Raw genomic sequence first — 23,132 nt, forward strand, 5'->3', positions numbered from 1 at the left:
TGCTGTGGTCATCCGGAATCGGCACCGTGACGTTGCGTCAGTTCCGGCGAGCCGGATTCGGTTTGCCGCGTACCCGCCCCTTGCCGGGAAACGCGGCGAGTCTTGTCGATGCGGCCGCAAACGCAGAAGGGGCCGACTTGCGTCGGCCCCCTTGCCCCGTTCGTGATCCGCTCAGCGCGTCGGGCGGATGAGAATCTCGACCCGGCGGTTCTGCGCGCGTCCGGACTCGGTCGCATTCGAGGCGACCGGCTGTGTGGCGCCGCGACCCACCGCGACGAGGCGCGCGGAGGAAACGCCGGCCGCCGCCAGGATGCCAGCGACCGACTGCGCGCGGCGCTGCGACAGGTCCTGATTGTAGGCGGCGGTGCCGGTGCTGTCGGTATGGCCGATCACCTCGACGCGGCTGTTCGGATACTGGTTCAGGTTGCGCGCGACGGCATAGAGGTCGTTCTGCGCCACGCCCGAGACGGCGGCCGAGTTGGTCGCGAACAGGACGCCTTCGGGCAGGATGACCTGAAGATACGAGCCGCGATTGACGATCTGGACGTTCGGGTTCTGCACCGCCTGTTCCAGCGCGGCAGCCTGCCGGTCGAGAATATTGCCGGCGACCGCACCGACCGCGGCGCCAACGATGGCGCCCTTGGCCGCGTCCCGGCCCTGGTTGTTCTTGTCATCATCGCGCGTCGCGCCCAGTACCGCGCCGATCGTGGCGCCGGCCAGCGCGCCCTGCTGGGTCCGGCTCATGCCGGTCGCGGTCCCGTTCGCGTTCATCGAGGGATCGGTGCAGGCCCCGAGGGCGATCAGCCCGGATGCCGCGGCGATGGTGCTCAGACGGAAGTTCATCTTTCTCCCCTTCCTGTTTGTTCCTGCGGCGCCGGTGGCGCCGCGCCTGGGAAACGAACCCGTTCCCGGGTCACGTCTCCAATATGTCGCAACCTGCCCCGGTTCCCGCGGAAAGGAAAGCCGTGCCGGGCTGAAAGTCGCTGACGGCCCGTCACGATCAGGCGACGGGACGGGCGGACTTGCATTGCCGCGCGACGGCGGTCAAAAGGCGATCGTCATGGCCCAGACCCGTCGCATCCCGTCCGCACTGCCATTCACCGATCAGGTCGCGCTCTTTTCGCGACTGGCCGAGGCCAATCCCGCGCCCCGGACCGAACTGAATTTCCTCAATCCCTACACGCTGCTTGTCGCCGTCGCGCTGTCGGCGCAGGCGACCGACACGGGCGTGAACAGGGCCACGAGAGAGTTGTTCGCGCTGGCCGACACGCCGCAGAAGATGCTGGATCTGGGGCTTGAAGCCGTCACAAGGCATATCCAGACCATCGGGCTCTATCGCCAGAAGGCCAGGAACGTGATCGCCCTGTCGCGGCTTTTGGTGGACGAATACGGCGGTGAGGTGCCCGACAGCCGTGCTGCGCTGATGGGCCTGCCCGGTGTCGGGCGCAAGACCGCCAACGTGGTGCTGAACTGCGCCTTCGGGCATGCCAGCCAGGCCGTGGACACGCATATCTTCCGGGTCGGCAACCGCACGCGGATTGCACCTGGCCGCGACGTGGAAGCGGTCGAGCGCGCGATCGAGGACAATGTGCCCGTCCGGTTCCAGAGCCATGCCCATCACTGGCTGATCCTGCATGGCCGCTACATCTGCCAGGCGCGGCGTCCGCGCTGCGGGGTCTGCATCATCCGCGACCTGTGCCCCTATGAGGAGAAGACCCAATGACCACCCCCTATGTGATCGGCATCGGCAACGCTGTCATGGACGTCATCTCGCCCATCGACGACGCCGGCCTGACGGCGCTGGGGGTGCAAAAGGGGATCATGCAGCTGGTCGAACGCGAGCGGTCGGACTGTCTGATGGCCGCGCAGGCCGGCGATCAGCGGCCGGGACGCGCGCAGGCCCGTCTGGTTCCGGGCGGCTCGGTCGCGAACACGCTGGCCGGCATTGGCGCGCTGGGGCTGAAGACCGCGTTCATCGGCCGGGTGGCCGAGGACGCGCTGGGGCTGTCCTATGCCGAACAGACCGAGGCGGCCGGCACGGTCTTTGTCAACCCGCCGGTGGCCGGCGAGCAGTTGCCGACCTCGCGCAGCATCATCCTTGTGACGCCCGACGGCGAACGGTCGATGAGCACCTATCTGGGAATATCGGCGGAACTGGGACCGGACGATGTCAATCCGTCCGTGTTTCAGGGATCCGGCTGGCTGTTCCTGGAAGGCTACCTGTTCGACAAGCCGAAGGGCAAGGACGCGTTCCTGAAGGCCGCGCGCTGTTGTCACGAGGCGGGCGGGCAGGCCGGCATCGCGCTTTCCGACCCGTTCTGCGTCGATCGCCACCGCGAGGACTTCCGGCGTCTGGTGGCCGGCCCGATGGATTACGTCATCGGCAATGTCCATGAGTGGTCGTCGCTCTATCAGACCGAGGATCTGGAAACGGCGCTGGCCTTGGCGCACGCGGATTGCGGCACGGTGATCTGCACCCGCTCGGGCGAGGACGCGATCCTGATCCGCGACGGGCAGCGGGTCACGGTGCCGGTCCACAGGATCGTGCCGGTGGATGCGACCGGGGCGGGCGACCAGTTCGCGGCCGGCTTGATCCATGGCCTGGCGCTGGGTCTGCCGCTTGATGTCGCCGGCCGGATGGGCTGCATCGCGGCGGCCGAGGTGATCGGCCATGTCGGGCCGCGTCCCGAACGCGATATCCGGGCCGATTTCCGGGCGGAAGGACTGATCTGAAGGAACGCAGAGATTGCCGAACGGGCCGGTTTCCGGGCCGGTGGCACCGTTCGGACCCTTGCCTTTTGCGCTGGACGCAAAACCCGCTTTCGGGGTATTGGTGCAGCAGATCAATTGGTCTTTTTGGTGGCTCGCCTGCTTGTTCGAGCGCCTGATCTGTTAGGAGTGGATGATGCCGACGACGTGGAATGCCATCTTTCTGGGAAATGGCGGCGGGTGGAACATCGACCCCGTCGAGGGCAACAGCACCAGTGAGAGCGCCGGTGATCTGGTCGGCCAGTCCGCCGGGACGCCGGACGACCCGCTTTACGAACGCATCGTCAGTGTAACCGCCGAGGATATTGCCGGGCGGGATGGCGCTCTGGACACGAGCCGGTCGGGCGGCGGCGATCAGGTCACCTATACGCTTCCCGGCGAAACGTCGCCCACGACCGCGACCTTCGAGGGGGTGGGCGTCTATGAGGCGACGATCACGTTCCTTGATGGTTCGACCGCCGATGTCAGCGCAGTCGTGTTTCAGGACGAGGCGGGCAACCTGTTCCTTGCGCCGGAACTGTCCGAAAACGCGGATTCCGCCGCGTATCAAAGCGGCCCGATCGTTTCGGGCACCTTGAACAGGCTCATCCTCAACAGGGCCGATCTGGGCGACGACCGCAACGCGAACGATTTCGTCGTCTGCTTCGTCGCCGGCACGATGATCGCGACGCCGGCCGGGCCGCGCCCGGTCGAGGATTTGCGCGAAGGCGATCTGGTCGAAACGGTGGATCACGGCGCGCAGCCGCTTCGCTGGGTCGGGTCCCGCAGCCTTGACGTGCGCGGCAGCGAGTCCCTGCAACCGGTCCGCATCCGCGCCGGGGCGTTGGGCCCGGGCGTGCCGCAGGCCGACCTGCTGGTATCGCCGCAGCATCGCGTTCTGGTGCGATCCGCCATCGCGCAGCGGATGTTCGGCACCGACGAGGTCCTGGTCGCCGCCAAGCAGTTGCTGGTGCTGCCGGGGATCGAGGTGGTCGAGGACGCCGCCGAGGTGATCTATGTCCATCTTCTGCTGGAACGGCACGAACTTGTGTTCTCGAACGGGGCGGTGACCGAGACTCTGTTCACCGGCGCCCAGGCGCTGAAAAGCGTGCCGGAATCCGCCCGCGCCGAGATTCTGGAGCTGTTCCCGCAACTGGCCGAGATCGGTGCGGAAATCGAGGGACCTGTCCCCGTGCGTCCGCTGGTGTCGGGCCGGCATGGACGAAAGCTGGCCGACCGGCATCTGGCGAACAACAAGCCGGTGATCGCCGGCTTCTGACGTCCAGGCCAGCAGGCCTGGGCTCTCCGGGCCTGAGCTCTCCGGGCCCGAGCGTGGTCTCGGCGCAAGACTCTCATGCGTTGCCTGATCGGTTTCGGGCGTGTATCACGTCCCGAAATTGAACAGGCAAGGACGTGAACATGCGCAGGGTTGTTGTCACCGGTCTGGGGATGGTCACGCCCCTCGCTTCGGGCGTCGAGGCGACATGGGAAAGGCTGCTGGCCGGCCAGTCGGGCGCCGGGCCGATCACGCGCTTTGATCCCAAGGACGTGGTGACGCAATATGCCTGCGAGATCCCCTTTGGCGACGGAAGCGACGGCAGTTTCAACCCCGATGACTGGATGGCACCCAAGGACCGGCGCAAGGTCGATGATTTCATCCTTTACGGCATGGCTGCGGCCGACCAGGCGGTCCGCGATTCCGGCTGGCGGCCAGAGGCCGAGGAAGATCGTCTGCGCACCGGCGTGATGATCGGTTCGGGCATCGGCGGACTGACCTCGATCGCGGATACGGCGGTGCTGATCAAGGAACGCGGGCCAAAGCGGGTCTCGCCATTTTTCATCCCCGGCGCGCTGATCAATCTGATCTCGGGTCAGGTCAGCATCCGCTATGGATTCAAGGGTCCGAACCACGCGGTCGTGACCGCCTGCTCGACCGGCGCCCATGCGATCGGCGACGCGGCGCGGCTGATCATGCTGGGCGATGCCGACGTCATGGTCGCCGGCGGCGCCGAGGCCCCGATCAGCGAGATCGGGATCGCCGGCTTCAACGCCTGCAAGGCGCTGTCCACCAAGCGCGCGCATGATCCGCAGGCGGCCAGCCGTCCCTATGACGAGGACCGCGACGGTTTTGTCATGGGCGAGGGCGCGGGCTGCGTCGTGCTGGAGGAATACGAGCATGCCGTGGCGCGCGGGGCGCGCATCTATGCCGAGGTGCTGGGCTACGGATTGTCGGGCGACGCCTATCACATCACCGCGCCCGCCGAGGACGGCGATGGCGGATATCGCGCGATGCAGAATGCCCTGCGCAGCGCCGGGATCGGTCCCGAACATGTGGATTACATCAACGCGCATGGCACCAGCACCATGGCCGACACGATCGAGCTTGGCGCGGTCGAGCGGCTGATGGGGGACCACGCGGGCAATGCCGTGATGTCATCGACGAAGTCCAGCATCGGACATCTGCTGGGCGCCGCGGGCGCGGTCGAGGCGATCTTCTGCATCCTGGCGATCCGTGACCAGATATGCCCCCCGACCATCAACCTGGACAACCCGGCCGTGACGCCCAGGCTGGACCTGGCCGCAAACGCCGCGGTGCGGCGCAAGGTCGAGGTGGCGCTGTCCAACAGCTTCGGATTTGGCGGAACCAATGCCAGCCTGGTGCTGGGGAAGGTCAAGGGATGATCTGGCGCAACATCGCCTCGAATTTCCTGACCCTTCTGATCGTTCTGCTGGTCGCCGCCGCCGCGGCGGTGGCCTGGGGCAAGCATGAGTTCAGCGGGCCGGGCCACAGCGAGGTGGCGCAATGCGTGCAGATCGCGCCCGGCGCCAGCCTGAACGCGGTCAGCCAGCAACTGGCCGCTCAGGGTGCCGTCAGCAGCGCCTATATCTTCCGCGCCGGCACGGACTACATGGGCAAGGCACGCGACCTGAAATTCGGCAGCTATCTGGTGCCGCCGCGCGCCAGCATGGAGGACATCGTCGGCGTCATCACCGCGGGCGGCCCCTCGACCTGCGGGACCGAGGTGATCTTGCGGGTCGGCGTGCGCGAGAACACGGTCCTGCTGCGCGATATGGATGTCGAGACGGGTGTCTTCAAGGAAATGGCGCGCTACGATCCGGCGGGCGAGCAACAGCCCGAGGCGATCGCCGCCGCCGCGCAGAAGCCGGACGCCCGTTTGCGGGTCACGGTGGCCGAGGGCGTGACAAGCTGGCAGATCGCCGAGGCGTTGCGGCAGGTGGACTTCCTTGCCGGCGAGGTTGCGGAGGTTCCGCCCGAGGGCAGTCTGGCGCCCGACACCTATGAGGTCGAGCGCGGCTCGGACAGGGCGGCGCTGCTGGCCGAGATGTCGCGGCGGCAGGCGACCATCCTGGCCTCGGAGTGGGAGGCGCGTCCCTTTGGCCTGCCCTATGACAGCCCCCAGGAGGCGCTGATCATGGCCTCGATCGTCGAGAAGGAGACCGGCGTTCCCGATGAGCGTCCGCAGGTCGCCAGCGTGTTCGTCAACCGTCTTGAACGGGGCATGCGCCTGGAAACCGACCCGACGGTGATCTATGGCGTGACCAAGGGACAGCAGGTTCTGGACCGGGGCCTGCGCCGGTCCGAACTGAACGCCACGACACCCTACAATACCTATCGCATCGATGGGTTGCCGCCGACGCCGATCGCCAATCCGGGGCGGGCCGCGATTCGCGCCGCGCTCAATCCGGCGCAGACCGACTATGTCTTCTTCGTCGCCGATGGAACCGGCGGCCACGCCTTTGCGCGCACGCTGGACGAGCACAACAGCAACGTCGCGCGCTGGCGCGAGATCGAGGCGCAGCGGGGCGAACCGACCGATACGCCGGTCCAGGGCGGGGGCTGAGCCGCCCGTCCAGAGGGTTTGACAAAGCCCGTTCCTCGCAGCAGGCTTGACGGCGAAGGGGCGGGCCGTGTCCCAAGGCGCAGGCTGCGCCGGTCCGGTCCCTGTGAATCAGGAGAATTTGCCATGAAACTGTCCGACATGTTTTCGACCCTCGCCGACAATGCCCGCTCGTTCGAAAAGCGGGCCGCCGAATGGCAGGACCAGATCAGCTCGCGCAATGACGAGATGATGGCCAGCGCCCAGAAATGGCAGGAGACCGCCTTGCAGCGCCAGGACGAGATGAACAAGCAGATGCGGAGCTATTTCGAGAACGCCAACGAGAATGTCCGCGAGCAGTGGGAGGCGATGCAGGCCGCCTGGGAGGAACAGTTCCAGAAGATGCGCGAGAAGGGCGAGGAGATGCGCGAGTCGGCCGCGAAAGGCGGTCAATTCCCCGACTGGGCCGAGGCCTATGCCGCGCAGATGGTCGCCTTTGCCCAGAAGATGCAGGACGAGGCCAGCAATGCCATCGCCGCCGCGACCGAGGCGCGCGCCAAGGACAGCAACAAGAAGAAAGGCTGAGCGGTTTCCGTGTCTGCCGCCCGCGCTGCAAGAAGGTTCTGACCTTGTTGGCGCGTGATCGAGTGCGAATTTCTGTCAGCCCTCGTGATGCGGCACGTCTTGAAGCCGCGGGCCGGGATGGGGAGCAGCGGATCGGGTCCAGATCGGCGCTTCGAGCTTTCAGCTCGTATCGCTGGACCGGTTTTCCCAATCCGCTGCTGTTCGATCGTTCTGCCCATTCAGGTCGTCGTCCTCTCACGCCCCCGTGGCACCGTCGCCAGCGGTTCGCCAGGAACATCATGCCGTGACGGCCTGCGCCGGATCCTTGTCATCTTCGTTCTTTGTCAACGTCGTCCAGATCTGCCGAACCATCGTGTTGGCCGACGCAATGGTGCACCGCCCAAGCCAGCGCCGTCGCGACATTGCGCCAACAGGATCAGGACGCGTCGGATATCGGCCTGGCCCGCCTTGGTCATGCGCCCCAATCGCTCCTTGCCTGCCGAGGAATGCGGCCAGGGCACAAGGTCCGACCAGGTCGCAAGGTCGCGCCCTGTTTCGAACGGGACCATGTCGGGGCCGAATGCCTCCACCGCGACGGCCGTCGGCGATCCAACGCCCGTCATGGTCTGAAGCCGGCGCGCCGTGTCCGACCGGGAGGCCAGCGCCGTGCGTTTCGTGCGGCGCCCGATAATGCGCGCCGCCGGACGCCTCGATGATGACCGGACCGGGCGCCTGCTGCATCATGAACGCGAAGAAGCGTGGCACGCTGCAATGCCGTCTGGAGAGGGCGGCAACCACCCCATCTGCGCTGCCGCGATGACCGGGGCGCGTCGCGAGATTGCGGCGGGCGATTCCGTTCCGGTTGGCCCTGGTGTTGCGGTTTTCGCGCCGTGTTGCACGGCGTGCGCTGGGGGTGTTGCGTGGGTTAAGAAGCTGTTTTGAAAGAATAAGATTGTCTGAAGGGATCGTCCTTGGGTTTAGCGATTGACTCACCGAACGCCCTGAAGTAGAAATTACACATGCTGGGAGAAATGGGCAAGCGGCCGGGGGGCAACCCCGCGCCGCTTTTTCCGTTTCTTGGCTCGTGCGGACAGGACACGAGGCGGGACAGTTTGCATGAACGATATGGAATGGGGCGGGGTCGGTGATCCCGGAGGGCCGTTTATGGCCGAAACGCAAGTCACCGATGGCGCTGCTGACCTGATCGGGGAAGAGCGACGCCGGTGCGATGCGGAAGAGGCAATTGCCGTCGCCGAAGGGCTTTTCTGGTCCTACGTCAAGGATCTGGAGAGCCACAAGGAAACGCTGGCGGCGCGCGAAAGCGCCGCCATCGATCCGGCGGAACTGAAAAAGGCGATCCAGATGGCAAGGGACGTCCGCGAGGCGGTCCATCTGATGATGACGGAAAGGAACAGGGTTGACAAACTTCGCAAGGACATCGCCGGCGGGGTCGGAGGAGGCAGTCTCGACCTTGACGCGGCAAGAGATGAAGTCGGGCGCCGCCTGGCTTGCCTCCGCCGGGCCGGAGGAGGTTGACGCGTTTCTTGGAGGGCTGAGCGAGAACGCCTTGATGGCGTTGCCGTGGCTGTTCGAGTTCTGGGCGCTGCCTCACCAGGTGCCGCCCGAGGGCGACTGGAAAAGCTGGGTGATCATGGGCGGGCGCGGCGCGGGCAAGACCCGCGCCGGGTCCGAGTGGGTGCGGCGGATGGTCGAGGGATCGACCGCCGTCGCACCCGGCCGCTGTCACCGCGTCGCGCTGGTCGGGGAAACCTTCGACCAGGCACGCGAAGTGATGGTGTTCGGCGAGTCGGGCATCCTGGCCTGCTCGCCCCCCGATCGCAGGCCGGTCTGGGAGGCTGGCAGGCGACGGCTGGTCTGGGCCAATGGCGCCACCGCGACCGTCTATTCGGCGCACGAGCCAGAGGCGCTGCGCGGCCCGCAGTTCGACGCGGCCTGGGTGGATGAACTGGCCAAGTGGAAGAAGGCCGAGGATAGCTGGGACATGCTTCAGTTCGCATTGCGCCTGGGGTCGCATCCCCAGCAGGTCGTGACCACGACACCGCGCAATGTCGGCGTGCTGAAGCGGATTCTGGGGAACGCCTCGACGGTGACGACACACGCGCCGACCGATGCGAACCGGGCCTATCTGGCCGAAAGCTTCCTGGCCGAGGTGCAGTCGCGCTATGGCGGAACCCGGCTGGGGCGGCAGGAACTGGACGGCGTGCTGCTGGACGATGTCGAGGGCGCGCTGTGGACGACCGGCATGCTGGAAAGCGCGCGGATCGACACGGTGCCGAAGCTGACACGTGTCGTGGTCGCCGTCGATCCGGCGGTGACGGCGGGCAAGGCCAGCGACGAATGCGGGATCGTGGTGGCCGGGGTCGTGGCCGAAGGCGAGCCGCGCGACTGGCGCGCCGTGGTGCTGGAGGATGCGACGATCCGCGGCGGACCGACCGAGTGGGCGCGGGCCGCCATCGCCGCGATGGACCGCCACGGTGCCGAGAAGCTGGTCGCCGAGGTCAATCAGGGCGGCGACCTTGTCGAGAGTGTCATCCGCCAGGTCGATCCGCTGGTCCCCTTCAAGGCGCTGCGGGCCGGTCGCGGCAAGGGGTTGCGGGCCGAACCCGTCGCGGCCTTGTACGAGCAGGGCCGCGTGAAGCATGTCCGGTCCGGCAATCTGGGCGCTCTCGAGGATCAGCTGTGCCAGATGACGGTTCGGGGCTTTGAAGGGCGCGGCAGCCCGGACCGTCTGGATGCGCTGGTCTGGGCGATCCACGAACTGATGATAGAGCCGGCCGCAGGCTGGCGGCGGCCGCAGATGCGGCGGCTGTAGCGTGTGATCCGGGGGCGGTGTCCCCGGGTTCCTCAAGGTTATTTGCACAGAAGATGTAGAAGGCCGCCCCCTCGGGAGCGGCTTTTTTCATGGCCGAGGCATGGAGGCGAACATGGCGTTTCGATTGTTTTCGCGGGAGGAGAAATCCGCTCCCGTGCAGGAGAGGAAGGCCAGCGCGACCGGCCGGGTGGTGGCATTCGCGACGGGTTCGGGCCGACCGGTCTGGTCGGCGCGCGACACCGGGTCGTTGACGCGCGGCGGGTTCGTGAGCAATCCGGTCGGTTTCCGATCGGTCAGGCTGATTGCCGAGGCCGCGGCCGCGGTGCCGCTGGTCTGCGAGGATCGCGAAAGGCGTTACGAAACGCATCCCATCGTCGATCTGCTGCGGCGTCCCAATCCGGGGCAGGGTCGCGCCGAGCTGTTCGAATCGCTGTTCGGACAGATGCTTCTGTCCGGCAACGGCTATCTTGAGGCGGTCGGACTGGGCCCGGACGGGTTGCCCGAGGAACTGCACGTGCTGCGGTCGGACCGGATGAGCATCGTTCCCGGCGCGGATGGCTGGCCGGTGGCGTTCGAGTACTCGGTCGGCGGTCGCAAGCATCGCTTCGACATGACCGGCAGTCCCGATCCGATCTGCCACATCAAGAGCTTTCACCCTCAGGATGATCACTACGGTCTGTCGCCGATGCAGGCCGCGGCGGTCGCCGTGGACGTCCACAACAGCGCCTCGGCCTGGTCGAAGGCGCTGCTGGACAATGCGGCCCGACCTTCGGGGGCGATCGTCTACAAGGGCATGGACGGGCAGGGCGTGCTGAGCCCCGAGCAATATGACCGGCTGGTGGGTGAGATCGAGATGAACCACCAGGGGGCGCGCAACGCGGGTCGCCCGATGCTTCTGGAAGGCGGGCTGGACTGGAAGCCGATGGGGTTCAGCCCCAGCGACATGGAGTTCCACGAAACCAAGATGGCTGCCGCCCGCGAGATCGCCCTTGCCTTCGGCGTGCCGCCGATGCTGCTGGGCATTCCCGGTGACGCGACCTACGCGAACTATGCCGAGGCGCACCGGGCTTTCTATCGGCTGACCGTACTGCCGATGGCCATGCGCGTGGCGGCGTCGGTTGCGTGGTGGCTGTCCGAGCACCTGGGCGCCGAGATCGTGCTGCGGCCCGATCCTGACCAGGTCCCCGCCCTGGCCGCAGAACGCGATCAGCAATGGGCGCGCATCAGCGCAGCCAGCTTTCTGACCGATGCCGAGAAGCGGGTGCTGCTGGGGCTGCCGCCGCAGGCCGATGGGTGAGGCGATGGAGGGATCGCGCTTCGTCAAGGACGCCTTCGGCTGGCACGATCAGCGGTTCGAGGCGCAGGAACGGATCATGGCGCTGCAATTCGGCACGGTCGAGAAGCGGCTGGAGCGCATCGAGACCTTGATCGAAGGGCTGGAGCGGCGGCTGTGGATGACGGTTTACGGCGTGGTCGCGGTGATCCTGACGCAGGCGGTGCAGGGAATTCTGGAGTTCGCGCCGAAAGGAGGCTGAGGGATGGTACCGGGACTTGAGGTGAAATTCGCGGGCGGGGCTCCGACCCTGTCGGACGGGCATGTGATCGAAGGCTATGCCAGCATCTTCGGAATGACCGATCAGGGCGGCGACGCCGTGCTGCCGGGGGCGTTCTCCGCCAGCCTGAACAGGTTGGCCGGCAAGGGCGACAAGGTGCGGATGCTGTGGCAGCACGACCCGACCCGGCCGATCGGGGTCTGGGACGAAATCCGCGAGGACGAAAGGGGTCTCTGGGTCAAGGGGCGACTGCTGCCGGATGTTGCACAGGCGCGGGAAGCTGCGGTGCTGATCCGGGCCGGCGCGATCGACGGGCTTTCGATCGGCTATCGCACCATCCGCGCGCAACGTGACCAGAAGGGGCGCCGGGCCCTGGCCGAGGTCGAGCTGTGGGAGGTGTCTCTGGTCACCTTCCCGATGCTGCCCGAGGCGAAGGTCGGCCGAAAGGAATCCGAGGATCTGCGTGAGGTGGCCGCGTTGTTCAGCGCGGCGGCCGAGGCGCTGCGGCTGGAGTGATCGGAACGGGGCTTTTGCCCCGATCCGGGACGGGGTGGGGCAAAAGCCCCACCCGACGAGACGGGACCGTGCCTGGTGGGGCGGTTCCGGCAACAGGGGCGGGTCGGCCCCGGACATCGCGATGAGGAGAAGACCATGACCGAGGTGAAGGCCGCGGGCGGCGGGGACGCGCCCGCCGACGTCGGGGGCGTCGATCTAAAGGGGGCAATGTTTGGGTTCGTAAGCGAACTCAAGGGCTTCCGCCAAGACATTCAGAACAAGTTGCAAGCACAGGAAGAGCGTATGAACATGCTTGATCGCAAGACCGCCATCCGGGGCCGCGCGCCTCTGTCGACCACCGCCGAGACCGAGGTCCCGCACCAGAAGGCGTTCAACGCCTATCTTCGCTGCGGCGACGATGACGGCCTGCGCGGCCTGGTGATCGAGGAGAAGGGCCTGACGGTCGCCAGCGACGGCGGGTTCCTGGCCGCGCCGCAGGTCGCCGAGACGGTGCAGAACGTGCTGCGCTCGGGCGCTTCGCTGCGCAAGCTGGCCAATGTCGTGGCGGTGGAATCGTCTGCCTACGAGGTGCTGGTCGACAAGGGCGATGTCGGGGCCGGCTGGGCCACCGAGACGGCGGCGACCGAAAGCGCTTCGGGCGGCATCGAGCGGATCTCGATCCCGGTCCACGAACTGTCGGCGATGCCAAAGGCCAGCCAGCGCCTTCTGGACGACGCGGCCTTCGACGTGGAATCCTGGCTGGCCGAGCGGATTGCCGACAAGTTCGCCCGTTCGGAAGCGGCGGCCTTCATCAATGGCGACGGTCTGTCCAAGCCGCGCGGCATCCTGTCTTATCCGACCGCGCCGGTCGCAACGGCAGCGGACGGTGAGATCGGTGTCATCACCAGCGGCGCACTGGGCGATTTCAGCCCCGAGGCACCGGCCGATGCCCTGATCGACCTGATCTATGCCCTGGGTGCGGAATATCGCGCCAACGCCAGCTTCGTGATGAACTCGAAGACGGCCGCGCGCGTGCGCAAGATGAAGGATGCCGAGGGACGTTTCCTGTGGGCTGATGCGCTTTCGGCCGGCCAGTCGGCGCAGCTGATGGGCTATCCGGTTCTGATCAGCGAGGACATGCCCGACATCGAGATGGAATCGCTGTCGATCGCCTTTGGCGATTTCCACGCCGCCTATACCATCGTCGAGCGTCCCGATCTGCGCGTGCTGCGCGACCCGTTCAGCGCCAAGCCGCATGTGCTGTTCTATGCGACCAAGCGTGTCGGCGGCGGGATCACCGACTTCCGTGCCCTGAAGCTGCTGCAGTTCGCCTGATCCTTCGCGGATCTGGCGAGGGAAAGGGGCGCGCACGGGTCGCTGGCCATACCGGCTTTGCAACTGTCCGCGCGCGCTGATGGCCGGCGCGCGGGCGTGCCCCTTTTTCCGCAACTGAGAACCAGGCGGGGCCAATGTGGGCCCCGCCGTCATGGAATGTTGAGGCGGACGGCAGCACGGGAGGTTCGCGACATGATGCTGATAGAGGAAACGGCGCCGGCGGTGGAGGCGCTGCCTGTCGCCGCGCTGCGAGAGCATTTGCGCCTTGGCTCGGGCTTCCAGATTGCCGAGGACAGTGCCGAAACGGCGGCGCTGACGGGATATCTGCGCGCTGCGATCGCCACCATTGAGGCCCGCACGGGTAAGGTGCTGCTGACGCGGCGCTTCCGGATGCAGCTGGATGACTGGCGCGACAGGCTGGGACAGCCCCTGCCGCTGGCACCGGTCATCTCGGTCCAGGGGATCGAGATCGATGACGGCTCCGGAACGGTCACGACCCTGCCGGCTGATGGCTGGCGGTTGCTGCCCGATGGCCAGCGCCCGATGATCCTGCCTACGGGGGTCATCCTGCCGAATGTGCCGCGCCGGGGCAGCGTGACGGTGACGTTCACCGCGGGCTTTGGCGCGGAATGGGCTGCGGTTCCAGCGGATCTGGCGCAGGCGGTCCTGATGCTGGCTGCGCGATACTATGAGGATCGCAGCTTCGAAGGGTCGAAAGGCGCGATGCCCTTCGGGGTCAGCGCGCTGATCGAACGCTGGCGACAGGTTCGCACGCTGGCCGGGCGTGGCAGCCGGGAGGCACGCTGATGGGCGCGCCGAGGCTGAATGTGCGACTGATGCTGGAAACGGCAGAGCGGCAGGACGATGGGATGGGCGGCCACAGCGTCGTCTGGCGACAGATCGGGACGCTGTGGGCCGAGATGGACGCCGGGGCTGGTCGCGAACGGTTCGCAGAGGTCGGCCCGCAAAGCGTGGTGTCCTGGCGGATCACCGTGCGCGGACAGCCGTCGGGTGATCCGCGGCGGCCCGCGGCCGGACAGCGATTGCGGCTTCAGGACCGGTTGTTCCGGATCGAAGCCGTCGCAGAACGCGATCCCGCGGGTCGGTGGCTGACCTGCTTTGCAAGAGAGGAGGACCAGGCATGACCTATGCAGCAGGCGTGGCGCTGCAAGGAGCGGTCTACCAGAACCTGCGCGCGGATGCTGCGCTGTCGGCACTGGTGGGCGACGCGATCTTCGACGCCATGCCGGTCGAGGCGCCGGCGGGCGTCTATGTCTCTCTGGGGCCGGAAGAGGTCAAGGATGCCGGCGACATGACAGCGCCCGGTTCGCAACATGATTTTGTCGTTTCGGTGCTGTCCGGGACGCATGAAAGCGCAGGCTTTGCCGCAGTCAAGGCGGCAGCCGTTGCAGTCAGTCAGGCCCTCGAGAGCGGCGCGTTGGCGCTGGATCATGGGCATCTGGCTGGGATTTGGTTCCTGCGCGCGAAAGCGCGGAGGGTGGAAAACGGGGCAGCAAGGCGGGTCGACCTGACCTTCCGGGCCCGCATTGATCTGGGCTGAGGAGACGGACCCATGGCGGTACAGAACGGACGCGATCTGCTGATCAAGATGGACATTACGGGCGACGGCGCCTTCGAGACGGTGGCCGGGTTGCGCGCCAGCCGCCTCTCGTTCAATGCCGAGACGGTGGATGTCACCAGCCTGGAAAGCGAAGGCGGCTGGCGCGAATTGCTGGGCGGCGCCGGGGTTCGCAGCGCCTCGATCTCGGGTTCGGGGGTGTTTCGCGATGCCGATACCGATGCGCGCGCGCGTCAGGCTTTCTTCGATGGCGAGGTTCCGCAGTTTCAAGTCGTGATCCCGGATTTCGGCACTGTCGAAGGTCCGTTTCAGATCAGCGCGCTGGAATATGCCGGCAGCTACAACGGCGAGGCAACCTACGAGTTGACCATGGCCTCGGCTGGTGCGCTGAGCTTTACGGCGCTGTGATGGTCAATCCGATGCGAGGCGAGGTCGAGGTCGTGCTGGATGGCCAGCCCCATGTGGCACGGCTGACGCTGGGTGCGCTGGCCGAACTCGAGCAGGCTCTGGGCGCCGACAGTCTCCTGGCGCTCGCGGAGCGCTTCGAGGCCGGTCGCTTTTCCAGCCGGGATGTCCTTGCGGTGGTGGTCGCGGGGCTTCACGGAGGCGGCTGGCAGGGTCGGGCCGAGGATCTTCTGGCGGTCGAAATCGACGGCGGACCCGTCGCCGTCGGACGACTGGCCGCCGAACTGCTGGCGCGGGCATTCCGGATCTCGGCGTGAACGGCGGCGGAAGACAGGCCGGGCTCGATTGGCCCGGCCTGATGCGGGCGGGCCTGCACGGGCTTGGGCTGCGGCCGGACCAATTCTGGACGCTTACACCGGCTGAACTGGCCCTGATGCTGGGGATCGAAGGCGAATCGCCGGCGATGACCCGAGGCCGGCTCGCCGAACTTGCGGCGCGTTTTCCCGATCAGGGAACTGCGCAGAGCGACAACGACGACAACTGACAAGCGGGGGCCATCAACATGGCGAACAAGGACGGCTTCGGTTCCACGCTGGACCAGGTGGACGAGGGTTTCAGCCAGACAACCCGAATGACGGCAGAGTTCGAGGCCGAATTGGCCCGCCTGCGGCAGTCGATGGTCTTCACATCAAAGGAGGTGGGGACCCTGAGTTCGGGCATCGAGACCGGTCTGCGCCGGGCATTCGACGGGCTGATCTTCGACGGTCAAAAGCTTTCGGAGGCGCTGAAGGGAATTGGCCGGCAGATTGCAGACACGGTGTTCTCGATCGCGATGAAGCCGGTTGAAAGCGCGCTGGCAGGGTCGCTGGCGAACGGCGTCGGCGGAATATTGTCGGGCGCCTTGCCATTCGCAAACGGCGGTGCCTTTGTCCAGGGACGGGTGATGCCGTTCGCCAAGGGGGGCGTGGTCGCGGAGGCGACCCATTTCCCGATGCGTGGGGCAACGGGACTGATGGGCGAGGCCGGTCCCGAGGCGATCATGCCCTTGCGGCGCGGTGCCGATGGACGGCTGGGCGTCGCGGCTCAGGCCGGCGGTGCGCGCGCTGTCCATGTCACGGTGAATGTCACGACTCCGGATGTCGCCGGGTTCCAGCGCAGCCAGTCCCAGATCGCCGCCCAGCTTGGTCGCGCGCTTTCGCGCGGCGACCGCAACCGCTGAACGCACGGAGGATATGATGGCATTTCACGAGGTGAGGTTTCCCGCAAACCTGTCATTCGGATCGATCGGCGGTCCCGAACGGCGCACCGAGATCGTGGCGCTGGCAAGCGGTTTCGAAGAGCGCAACACGCCCTGGGCACATGCACGGCGACGCTATGATGCCGGCATGGGCCTGCGATCGCTGGATGACCTTTCGGCCCTGGTCGCATTCTTCGAGGCAAGAGCCGGTCAGCTTCACGGGTTTCGCTGGAAGGATTGGTCGGATTTCAAGAGCTGCATTCCCTCGCGGTCGCCCGCTTTCGAAGATCAGGAAATTGCGCGAGGCGACGGAAACACCGTCGAATTCCAGCTGACCAAGGCCTATGCCTCGGGTCCGGCACGCTATCATCGCCCCTTGACCAAGCCGGTCATCGGCAGTGTTCGCGCGGGCGTCGGTGGGGTCGAAAGATTTCCTGGCGATGACTACGAGGTTGATCATCTACGCGGGTTGGTGACCTTTCACGACGCGCCCGAGCCGGGAGCCCGGATTACTGCGGGCTATGAATTCGACGTTCCGGTGCGCTTTGACACAGACCGGATTTCTGTCTCGGTCGCTTCGTTCCAAGCAGGTGAAATGCCGCAGATTCCGGTGGTAGAGGTTCGGGTATGAGCACGACAACGGTTTGCCGCGCCTGGTGGATCCGCCGTGGCGACGGGATGGTTCTGGGCTTCACCGATCATGATACAACGTTGAATTTCGACGGCGTCACCTTCCGTCCCGATCACGGCATGAGCGCGCGCGCGCTGGTCCAGGGATCCGGGTTGTCGGTCGACAATTCCGAGGCAGAAGGCGCGCTGTCGCACGACGCGATCACCGAAAAGGATCTGATGGCCGGGCGCTGGGATGGTGCCGAGTTGAAGATGTGGGAGGTGGACTGGCGTGATGGCGACAGGCGCAGGCTCGTCTTTGCCGGCAGCCTGGGCGAGATATCGCGATCGCGCGGAGCATTCCGCGCCGAGTTGCGCGGCCTGTCCGAACCGCTGAACTCACCCCAAGGACGTGTCTATCACCCGCGATGTTCAGCCCGTCTGGGTGACGCGGCCTGCAAGCTGAACCTGACCACGCCCGCGGTTCGTGCGGATGTGGCCATTCAGGGTTGCGAAGAGGGTGTGCTGTTTCGCTTTGCCGAGTTTCCTCCGTTCGAGAATGGCTGGTTCGAACGTGGCTCGCTGCTGATGCGCGGTGGCGGTGCCAAGGGCCTGCAAGGCGTTGTCAAGAACGATACCGTTCTGCCCGGAGGTGGGCGCGAGATCGAGCTTTGGCAGGGTCTTGGCATTGTACCCACGGCCGGGGATCCGGTCAGGCTGACCGCCGGATGCGACAAGCGCGCCGAAACCTGCCGACAGAAGTTCGGGAATTTCGCGAATTTTCGAGGCTTTCCGCATCTGCCGACCGAGGACTGGTTGATGGCTCCGCGCGCCGGAGGCCGCAATGTCTGAGCCGGCGGTGGTTGTCGCCGCGGCGCGCGCATGGATAGGCACGCCGTATGTGCATCAGGCGAGCGTTCAGGGTGGAGGCGCCGATTGTCTCGGCCTGATCCGCGGTGTTTGGCGGACCCTTCATGGCGACGAGCCGGAAACTGCGCCGCCTTACACGCCTGACTGGGGTGAGTTCGAGGCCAACGAATTGCTGTTGGAGGGGGCCACGCGACATCTGCTGTCTGTGGCGCGTGACAGCGAGCTGGGTCCGGGGCAGATATTGCTCTTCCGGATGCGCGCAGGTGCGATCGCCAAGCATCTGGGTATCGTCGTCGAGACCGGCGAGGCACCACGCTTTGTTCATGCATATTCTCATCACGGCGTGATCGAAAGTCCGCTGACCGCGCCTTGGCGCAGCCGGGTCGTTGCCCGGTTCCGCTTCCCATGAAGATCTGACGAAGGAGGTCGCGATGGCCACGATTGTGCTGTCCGCAGTTGGTGCATCTGTCGGAGGCGGCTTCGGGGGCGCGTTCCTCGGCCTGTCCGGCGCCGTTATCGGCCGTGCCATCGGGGCGACGGTGGGTCGCGCCATTGACCAGCGTCTGCTGGGCGCAGGTTCAAAGGCAGTCGAGACAGGTCGCATCGACCGCCTTCGACTGCAAACCGCGGGCGAAGGCGCACCCGTGCCGCGGATATGGGGGCAAATGAGGGTGCCCGGACACGTGATCTGGGCTTCTTCTCTGGAAGAGGTCAGCCGCTCCGATGACGGCGGCGGCAAGGGAGCGCCGACGTCCAAGGTGACGCAGGTCAGCTATCGTCTGTCGGTCGCGTTGGCGTTGTGCGAGGGGCAGATTTTGGGCGTGGGTCGCGTCTGGGCGGACGGCGAAGAGGTCGCCGCGTCCAGCTTGAACATGCGTGTCTATCGCGGCACCGAGACCCAGATGCCAGACCCCGCCGTCGCGGCCCGTGAGGGTGACTCCGCACCGACCTATCGCGGCGTTGCCTATGTGGTGCTGGAGGATCTGAACCTTGAACGCTGGGGCAACAGAATGCCACAGTTGAGCTTCGAGGTGACCTGCCCTGCACGAGACGGAACCGGTCTGTGCCGGGACGTGCGCGCCGTGGCGCTGATCCCGGGGACTGGCGAATATGCGCTGGCCACGACACCCGTCACCCAGGATCTGGGTCTTGGCGAGGTCCGGTCGATCAATGTCAGTTCGCCAATGGGCGGGACGGATTTCAGTGTCTCGATGGACACTCTGGGACGCGAACTGCCGAATGTGGGATCAGTTTCGCTGGTGGTATCGTGGTTCGGAGACGACCTTCGGATCAATCGCTGCGGTCTTCGCCCCAAGGTCGAGCAGACTGAGGTCGATGGCAGCGAAATGCTCTGGCGCGCGGGTGGACTCACCCGGAACGAGGCGCAGACCGTGGCGCGCGTCGAGGGGCGGCCGATCTATGGCGGCACGCCATCGGACGGCTCGGTGATCCAGTCACTGCGCGCAATCGCGGCATCGGGTCGCCGCGCGGTATTCTATCCCTTCATCCTGATGGAGCAGCTTTCCGGGAACGGGCTCACAGATCCTTATGGCGGGTCGGAGCAACCGGTGATGCCCTGGCGCGGGCGCATCACCACCTCGGTCGCTGCCGGCGGCGCTGGATCACCCGACGGCACGCAGGTGGCGGAAGATCAGGTCGCGGCATTCTTCGGAAATGCCGAAGCTGCCGATTTCAGCCGCTCTGGCGACCAGGTCAGCTATCACGGGCCGGACGAGTGGTCCTATCGCAGGTTCATCCTGCACTACGCGCATCTATGCGCGGCGGCGGGCGGAATAGACGGGTTCCTGATCGGCTCCGAGATGATCGGCATGACACAGATCCGGGGTCCGCAGAATCGTTATCCGGCGGTCGCGCAGCTCAAGCGTCTGGCTGCGGATGTGCGCGCGATCCTGGGACCCGAGGTGAGGATCGGCTATGCTGCTGACTGGTCGGAATATTTTGGCCATCACCCCGGCAACGGGGAACTCTTCTTTCACCTTGATCCACTCTGGTCGGACGACAACATCGATTTCATCGGAATCGACAACTATATGCCGTTGTCGGACTGGCGCGACGGAGATGACCATCTGGACGCCCGGTGGGGCCGTATCGACAACCCCGAATATCTTGGGTCGAATGTCTGCGGTGGCGAAGGATACGACTGGTACTATGCCAGCGATGCCGATCGCGACGCGCAACACCGCACGCCCATCACCGATGGACAATATGACGAGGCCTGGGTCTGGCGCTACAAGGACATCAGAAGCTGGTGGCAGAACCTGCATTTCGACCGACCCGGCGGTGTCCGGTCTCGGGAGGCCACGGGCTGGATTCCGGGTTCGAAGCCGGTCTGGTTCACGGAGTACGGCTGCGCGGCACTGGACAAGGCAACCAATCAGCCGAACAAGTTTCTCGACGCCATGAGTTCGGAAAGCGTGCTTCCGTTCTATTCGACCGGGCAGCGCGACGATGCCATCCAGGCCGCCTATGTGCAGGCGTTCAACGCCTATTGGTCAAAGGCCGACAATAACCCTTCCATGGAGGGCGGCGGCCGGATGGTCGATCTGGACCGTGCCCATGTCTGGTGCTGGGATGCCCGACCCTATCCCGCCTTTCCCGCGCGGGGCGACCTTTGGTCCGATGGACCGGCATGGGAGCGTGGACACTGGCTGAACGGCCGGGCGGGTGCGGTGATGCTGCCCGCAGTCGTGGGCGATATCTGTCGCGGCGCGGGGGTGTCGTCGTTCGATACCAGCGGCATCTCCGGTGTGGTTCGCGGCTATGGTCTGGGTGGCGGCGAAAGCGGTCGGGCGGCGCTGCAACCACTGATGCTGGCGCACGGCTTCGATGCGGTCGAGCGCGAGGGAGTGCTGCGATTTGTCAGCCGCGACGGGCTGGCGCGCGCTGATCTGAGCGCGGACGACCTTGCCATCGCGGACGAGATTGTCGGCCTTGAAACAGTGCGCGCTCCCGAGCCGGAACTGGTTGGCCGGCTACGGCTGACCCATGTCGAAGCGGGCGCGGACTATGCCGCAGCAACCGCCGAGACGAGCCTTCCACAGGCCGACCAGGAGACCGTCACGGAAAGCGAGTTTCCGATGCTGCTGACGCGCGCTGAAGGACGCGCGATCGCCGAACGCTGGCTGTCCGAGGCCGTCGTCTCGCGCGATACGGTGCGTTTCGCCCTGCCGCCATCCTTGTCCGGGCTGGGGCCCGGCGATGTCGTCAGGATCCATCAGGTCGGGATCGAGCCGCGCCGTTGGCGCATCGACCGGGTCGAGCGCGCGGGGGCCATCACCGTTGATGCCGTCAGGGTCGAGCCAGGAGTCTATCGTCCCGCCTTGTCCAACGAGGATGAAACGAGGATCCGGCGCTATGTGCCTCCGATGCCGGTTCTGCCGGTGTTTCTGGACCTGCCGCTGTTGCGAGGCGACGAAGTGCCCCATGCGCCGTATCTTGCGGTGACGGCCCATCCCTGGCCCGGCACCGTTGCCGCATATGTCTCGATCGAGCAAGAGGGAGGATACGAGTTCAACCTGGCTCTCGATCGACGTGCCGTGATCGGGCGCTCGTTGTCGGTGCTTGAGAGTGCGCGACCCGGTGTGCTGGATCGCGGCGCGCCGCTGCGCGTCCGGATCAAGTCCGGCGCCCTCAGATCAGTCACCCAGAGGGCCTTGCTGGCAGGCGCCAACGTCCTGGCGATCGGTGACGGGTCGCCCGAAAACTGGGAGATCCTGCAGTTCCGAAAGGCGGAGCCCGTCGGCCAGGGTGTCTGGGAAATCAGCGAGCGCCTGCGTGGTCAGGCGGGTACGGATGCGACCATGCCTCACATCTGGCCCGAAGGTAGCATGGTTGTTCTGCTTGATGGCGCGCCGCAGCAAGTCAAGCTGTCGCCCACCGCCAGAGGCCAGGAGAGGTTCTGGCGGATCGGACCTGCAACACGGGCTCCCGACGATTCCAGTTATCGCGATCGCCTCACTCAGGCGCGCGGTATCGGATTGCGGCCATACGCGCCCTGCCATCTTCGCGCGGATGGACGAAAGCTGAGCTGGATTCGCAGGACACGGATCGAAGGCGACGGTTGGGAAGGTCTCGACGTTCCGCTGGGTGAAAGCCGCGAGGTCTATCTGCTGCGGATCTCGCAATTCGGAACGCGACTGCATGAGGTGCAACTCGGCGCTGCCGAGTACACCATTCCCGGCGACATCTGGCAGATCATCAACGCCGGCGGAGCGTACACCGTCGCGGTCGCGCAATTGTCGGACCAGTTCGGTGCCGGCGCGTTTCTAAGGAGGACTTTCAATGCCGACGAATGAGAGCACCCGGCTTGGGATGCCGCTTCTGCAGCCAGCCCAGGCACAGAAACATGTCACGGTCAACGAGGCGCTCGCGCGGCTCGACGGGCTGGTCAACCTGGTGCTTCAAAGCGTCTCTTCTGCGCAGCCTCCGGCGTCGTTTACCGATGGCCAGTGCTGGGGCGTGTCTGGGAACGGCGCCGGCGCTTGGGCGGGACGCGGCGGACAAATCGCGATCGCAAGCAATGGCGGCTGGGTCTTCCTGACCCCCACGCCCGGGATGCAAGCCTTCGTGGCCGACATGGGCGTGGCGGCGATCCACGATGAAAGCGGCTGGGTCGCTGGCGCGATGACGCTTGGCGCGCTGGGTTCGGCCCTGACCGCGGGGATGGCTGAGGCTGAAGTGACCGTCGCGGCGGGCGGCACGTTCGACACTGGCGTGACGATACCGTCTGGCGCCATGGTCATAGGTGCTGCCGCACGGGTGACACAGGCGCTTTCCGGATCCCTTTCCGGCTGGCGGCTTGGTACCGCAGGCGCTGAAAACCGCTTCGGTCAGGGCATTGGAATCGCGAAAGACTCCTGGGCCCGCGGCATGCTGGGAACGCCGATGACCTATTATCAACCCGCGGCCCTGTTGATGACCGCAGAGGGCGGGACCTTCAGTGCGGGCACCGTCAGCCTGGCGGTGCACTGGCTGTCCATGCGCCTGCCGGGCTGACGATCTTCGGCACCACCTGTGTCTTTTCCCCTGATCCATTCTGGGCTAT

At 66.0% G+C, this 23,132-nt stretch carries 26 protein-coding genes; 24 read left to right on the forward strand and 2 right to left on the reverse strand.

The window, feature by feature from the left end; translation table 11 throughout:
• Window positions 1-171: 171 nt before the first annotated feature.
• Window positions 172-843, reverse strand: coding sequence for a YiaD family glycine zipper/OmpA-like lipoprotein (locus L1965_RS13965; protein WP_235757060.1), 672 nt, complete (start codon window positions 841-843; stop codon window positions 172-174).
• 217 nt (window positions 844-1,060) lie between these two features.
• Between L1965_RS13965 and nth the strand changes: the two genes are divergently transcribed.
• The 6 genes from nth (at window position 1,061) to L1965_RS13995 (ending at window position 7,172) form a co-directional block, all read left to right on the forward strand.
• Window positions 1,061-1,723 (forward strand): endonuclease III, encoded by a 663-nt coding sequence (nth, locus tag L1965_RS13970; RefSeq protein WP_235757061.1) that lies wholly within the window; start codon window positions 1,061-1,063, stop codon window positions 1,721-1,723.
• Complete coding sequence (locus tag L1965_RS13975) at window positions 1,720-2,733, forward strand: adenosine kinase (protein WP_235757062.1); 1,014 nt, start codon at window positions 1,720-1,722, stop codon at window positions 2,731-2,733. The genes nth and L1965_RS13975 overlap by 4 nt, the downstream gene beginning before the upstream one ends.
• A 169-nt stretch (window positions 2,734-2,902) precedes the next feature.
• Window positions 2,903-4,027 carry a Hint domain-containing protein gene (locus tag L1965_RS13980; protein ID WP_235757063.1) on the forward strand — a complete coding sequence of 375 codons (1,125 nt, stop codon included), beginning with the start codon at window positions 2,903-2,905 and terminating at the stop codon, window positions 4,025-4,027.
• Window positions 4,028-4,167: 140 nt separating this feature from the next.
• Window positions 4,168-5,430, forward strand: a complete 1,263-nt coding sequence (gene fabF / locus L1965_RS13985; protein ID WP_235757064.1) for a beta-ketoacyl-ACP synthase II — start codon at window positions 4,168-4,170, stop codon at window positions 5,428-5,430.
• Window positions 5,427-6,611 (forward strand): endolytic transglycosylase MltG, encoded by a 1,185-nt coding sequence (mltG, locus tag L1965_RS13990; protein WP_235757065.1) that lies wholly within the window; start codon window positions 5,427-5,429, stop codon window positions 6,609-6,611. Before fabF ends, mltG begins: the two co-directional genes overlap by 4 nt.
• A 123-nt stretch (window positions 6,612-6,734) precedes the next feature.
• Entirely contained in the window at window positions 6,735-7,172 is a 438-nt protein-coding gene (locus L1965_RS13995) for a hypothetical protein (protein ID WP_235757066.1), read from the forward strand.
• A 323-nt stretch (window positions 7,173-7,495) separates the two neighbouring features.
• Here the strand turns inward: L1965_RS13995 and L1965_RS14000 are convergent, their stop codons facing one another.
• Window positions 7,496-7,843 carry a transposase gene (locus L1965_RS14000; RefSeq protein WP_439332095.1) on the reverse strand — a complete coding sequence of 116 codons (348 nt, stop codon included), beginning with the start codon at window positions 7,841-7,843 and terminating at the stop codon, window positions 7,496-7,498.
• Between the two features lie 424 nt (window positions 7,844-8,267).
• Between L1965_RS14000 and L1965_RS14005 the strand changes: the two genes are divergently transcribed.
• From L1965_RS14005 to L1965_RS14090, 18 genes are all read left to right on the forward strand, one after another.
• Window positions 8,268-8,687: a hypothetical protein gene (locus L1965_RS14005; RefSeq protein WP_235757068.1), complete on the forward strand. Its 420-nt coding sequence runs from the start codon at window positions 8,268-8,270 to the stop codon at window positions 8,685-8,687.
• On the forward strand, window positions 8,638-9,984 hold the full coding sequence (locus L1965_RS14010) for a DNA-packaging protein (RefSeq protein ID WP_235757069.1): 1,347 nt from the start codon (window positions 8,638-8,640) through the stop codon (window positions 9,982-9,984). The genes L1965_RS14005 and L1965_RS14010 overlap by 50 nt, the downstream gene beginning before the upstream one ends.
• A gap of 112 nt (window positions 9,985-10,096) precedes the next feature.
• A complete protein-coding gene (locus L1965_RS14015; RefSeq protein ID WP_439332093.1) occupies window positions 10,097-11,281 on the forward strand; it encodes a phage portal protein in 1,185 nt (394 codons plus the stop codon).
• A gap of 4 nt (window positions 11,282-11,285) precedes the next feature.
• Entirely contained in the window at window positions 11,286-11,519 is a 234-nt protein-coding gene (locus tag L1965_RS14020) for a GTA head formation protein, RCAP_rcc01685 family (protein WP_235757071.1), read from the forward strand.
• Window positions 11,520-11,522: 3 nt separating this feature from the next.
• Window positions 11,523-12,053, forward strand: coding sequence for an HK97 family phage prohead protease (locus L1965_RS14025; protein WP_235757072.1), 531 nt, complete (start codon window positions 11,523-11,525; stop codon window positions 12,051-12,053).
• Between the two features lie 135 nt (window positions 12,054-12,188).
• Entirely contained in the window at window positions 12,189-13,367 is a 1,179-nt protein-coding gene (locus tag L1965_RS14030; RefSeq protein ID WP_235757073.1) for a phage major capsid protein, read from the forward strand.
• 192 nt (window positions 13,368-13,559) lie between these two features.
• On the forward strand, window positions 13,560-14,174 hold the full coding sequence (locus L1965_RS14035) for a head-tail connector protein (RefSeq protein ID WP_235757074.1): 615 nt from the start codon (window positions 13,560-13,562) through the stop codon (window positions 14,172-14,174).
• The gene (locus tag L1965_RS14040) at window positions 14,174-14,512 is read left to right on the forward strand and encodes a head-tail adaptor protein (RefSeq protein WP_235757075.1); all 339 of its coding nucleotides are present in this window, start codon (window positions 14,174-14,176) and stop codon (window positions 14,510-14,512) included. Before L1965_RS14035 ends, L1965_RS14040 begins: the two co-directional genes overlap by 1 nt.
• On the forward strand, window positions 14,509-14,928 hold the full coding sequence (locus tag L1965_RS14045; RefSeq protein WP_235757076.1) for a DUF3168 domain-containing protein: 420 nt from the start codon (window positions 14,509-14,511) through the stop codon (window positions 14,926-14,928). The genes L1965_RS14040 and L1965_RS14045 overlap by 4 nt, the downstream gene beginning before the upstream one ends.
• Before the next feature lie 12 nt (window positions 14,929-14,940).
• Window positions 14,941-15,354, forward strand: coding sequence for a phage major tail protein, TP901-1 family (locus L1965_RS14050; RefSeq protein WP_235757077.1), 414 nt, complete (start codon window positions 14,941-14,943; stop codon window positions 15,352-15,354).
• The gene (locus L1965_RS14055; protein WP_235757078.1) at window positions 15,354-15,668 is read left to right on the forward strand and encodes a gene transfer agent family protein; all 315 of its coding nucleotides are present in this window, start codon (window positions 15,354-15,356) and stop codon (window positions 15,666-15,668) included. Before L1965_RS14050 ends, L1965_RS14055 begins: the two co-directional genes overlap by 1 nt.
• Window positions 15,665-15,895 carry a rcc01693 family protein gene (locus L1965_RS14060; RefSeq protein WP_338421490.1) on the forward strand — a complete coding sequence of 77 codons (231 nt, stop codon included), beginning with the start codon at window positions 15,665-15,667 and terminating at the stop codon, window positions 15,893-15,895. Before L1965_RS14055 ends, L1965_RS14060 begins: the two co-directional genes overlap by 4 nt.
• 18 nt (window positions 15,896-15,913) lie before the next feature.
• On the forward strand, window positions 15,914-16,570 hold the full coding sequence (locus L1965_RS14065; protein ID WP_439332094.1) for an RcGTA-type gene transfer agent tail tape measure protein: 657 nt from the start codon (window positions 15,914-15,916) through the stop codon (window positions 16,568-16,570).
• 16 nt (window positions 16,571-16,586) lie between these two features.
• A complete protein-coding gene (locus L1965_RS14070) occupies window positions 16,587-17,219 on the forward strand; it encodes a DUF2460 domain-containing protein (protein ID WP_235757118.1) in 633 nt (210 codons plus the stop codon).
• Window positions 17,216-18,049: a phage/gene transfer agent baseplate hub protein gene (locus L1965_RS14075; RefSeq protein WP_235757079.1), complete on the forward strand. Its 834-nt coding sequence runs from the start codon at window positions 17,216-17,218 to the stop codon at window positions 18,047-18,049. Before L1965_RS14070 ends, L1965_RS14075 begins: the two co-directional genes overlap by 4 nt.
• Window positions 18,042-18,476: an NlpC/P60 family protein gene (locus tag L1965_RS14080; RefSeq protein ID WP_235757080.1), complete on the forward strand. Its 435-nt coding sequence runs from the start codon at window positions 18,042-18,044 to the stop codon at window positions 18,474-18,476. The genes L1965_RS14075 and L1965_RS14080 overlap by 8 nt, the downstream gene beginning before the upstream one ends.
• A 22-nt stretch (window positions 18,477-18,498) precedes the next feature.
• Window positions 18,499-22,383 carry a baseplate multidomain protein megatron gene (locus tag L1965_RS14085; protein ID WP_235757081.1) on the forward strand — a complete coding sequence of 1,295 codons (3,885 nt, stop codon included), beginning with the start codon at window positions 18,499-18,501 and terminating at the stop codon, window positions 22,381-22,383.
• Entirely contained in the window at window positions 22,370-23,083 is a 714-nt protein-coding gene (locus L1965_RS14090) for a DUF2793 domain-containing protein (RefSeq protein ID WP_235757082.1), read from the forward strand. The genes L1965_RS14085 and L1965_RS14090 overlap by 14 nt, the downstream gene beginning before the upstream one ends.
• The last annotated feature ends 49 nt before the right edge of the window (window positions 23,084-23,132 follow it).

It is taken from the genome of Paracoccus salsus, assembly GCF_021556615.1.
GTDB classification, from domain to species: domain Bacteria; phylum Pseudomonadota; class Alphaproteobacteria; order Rhodobacterales; family Rhodobacteraceae; genus Paracoccus; species Paracoccus salsus.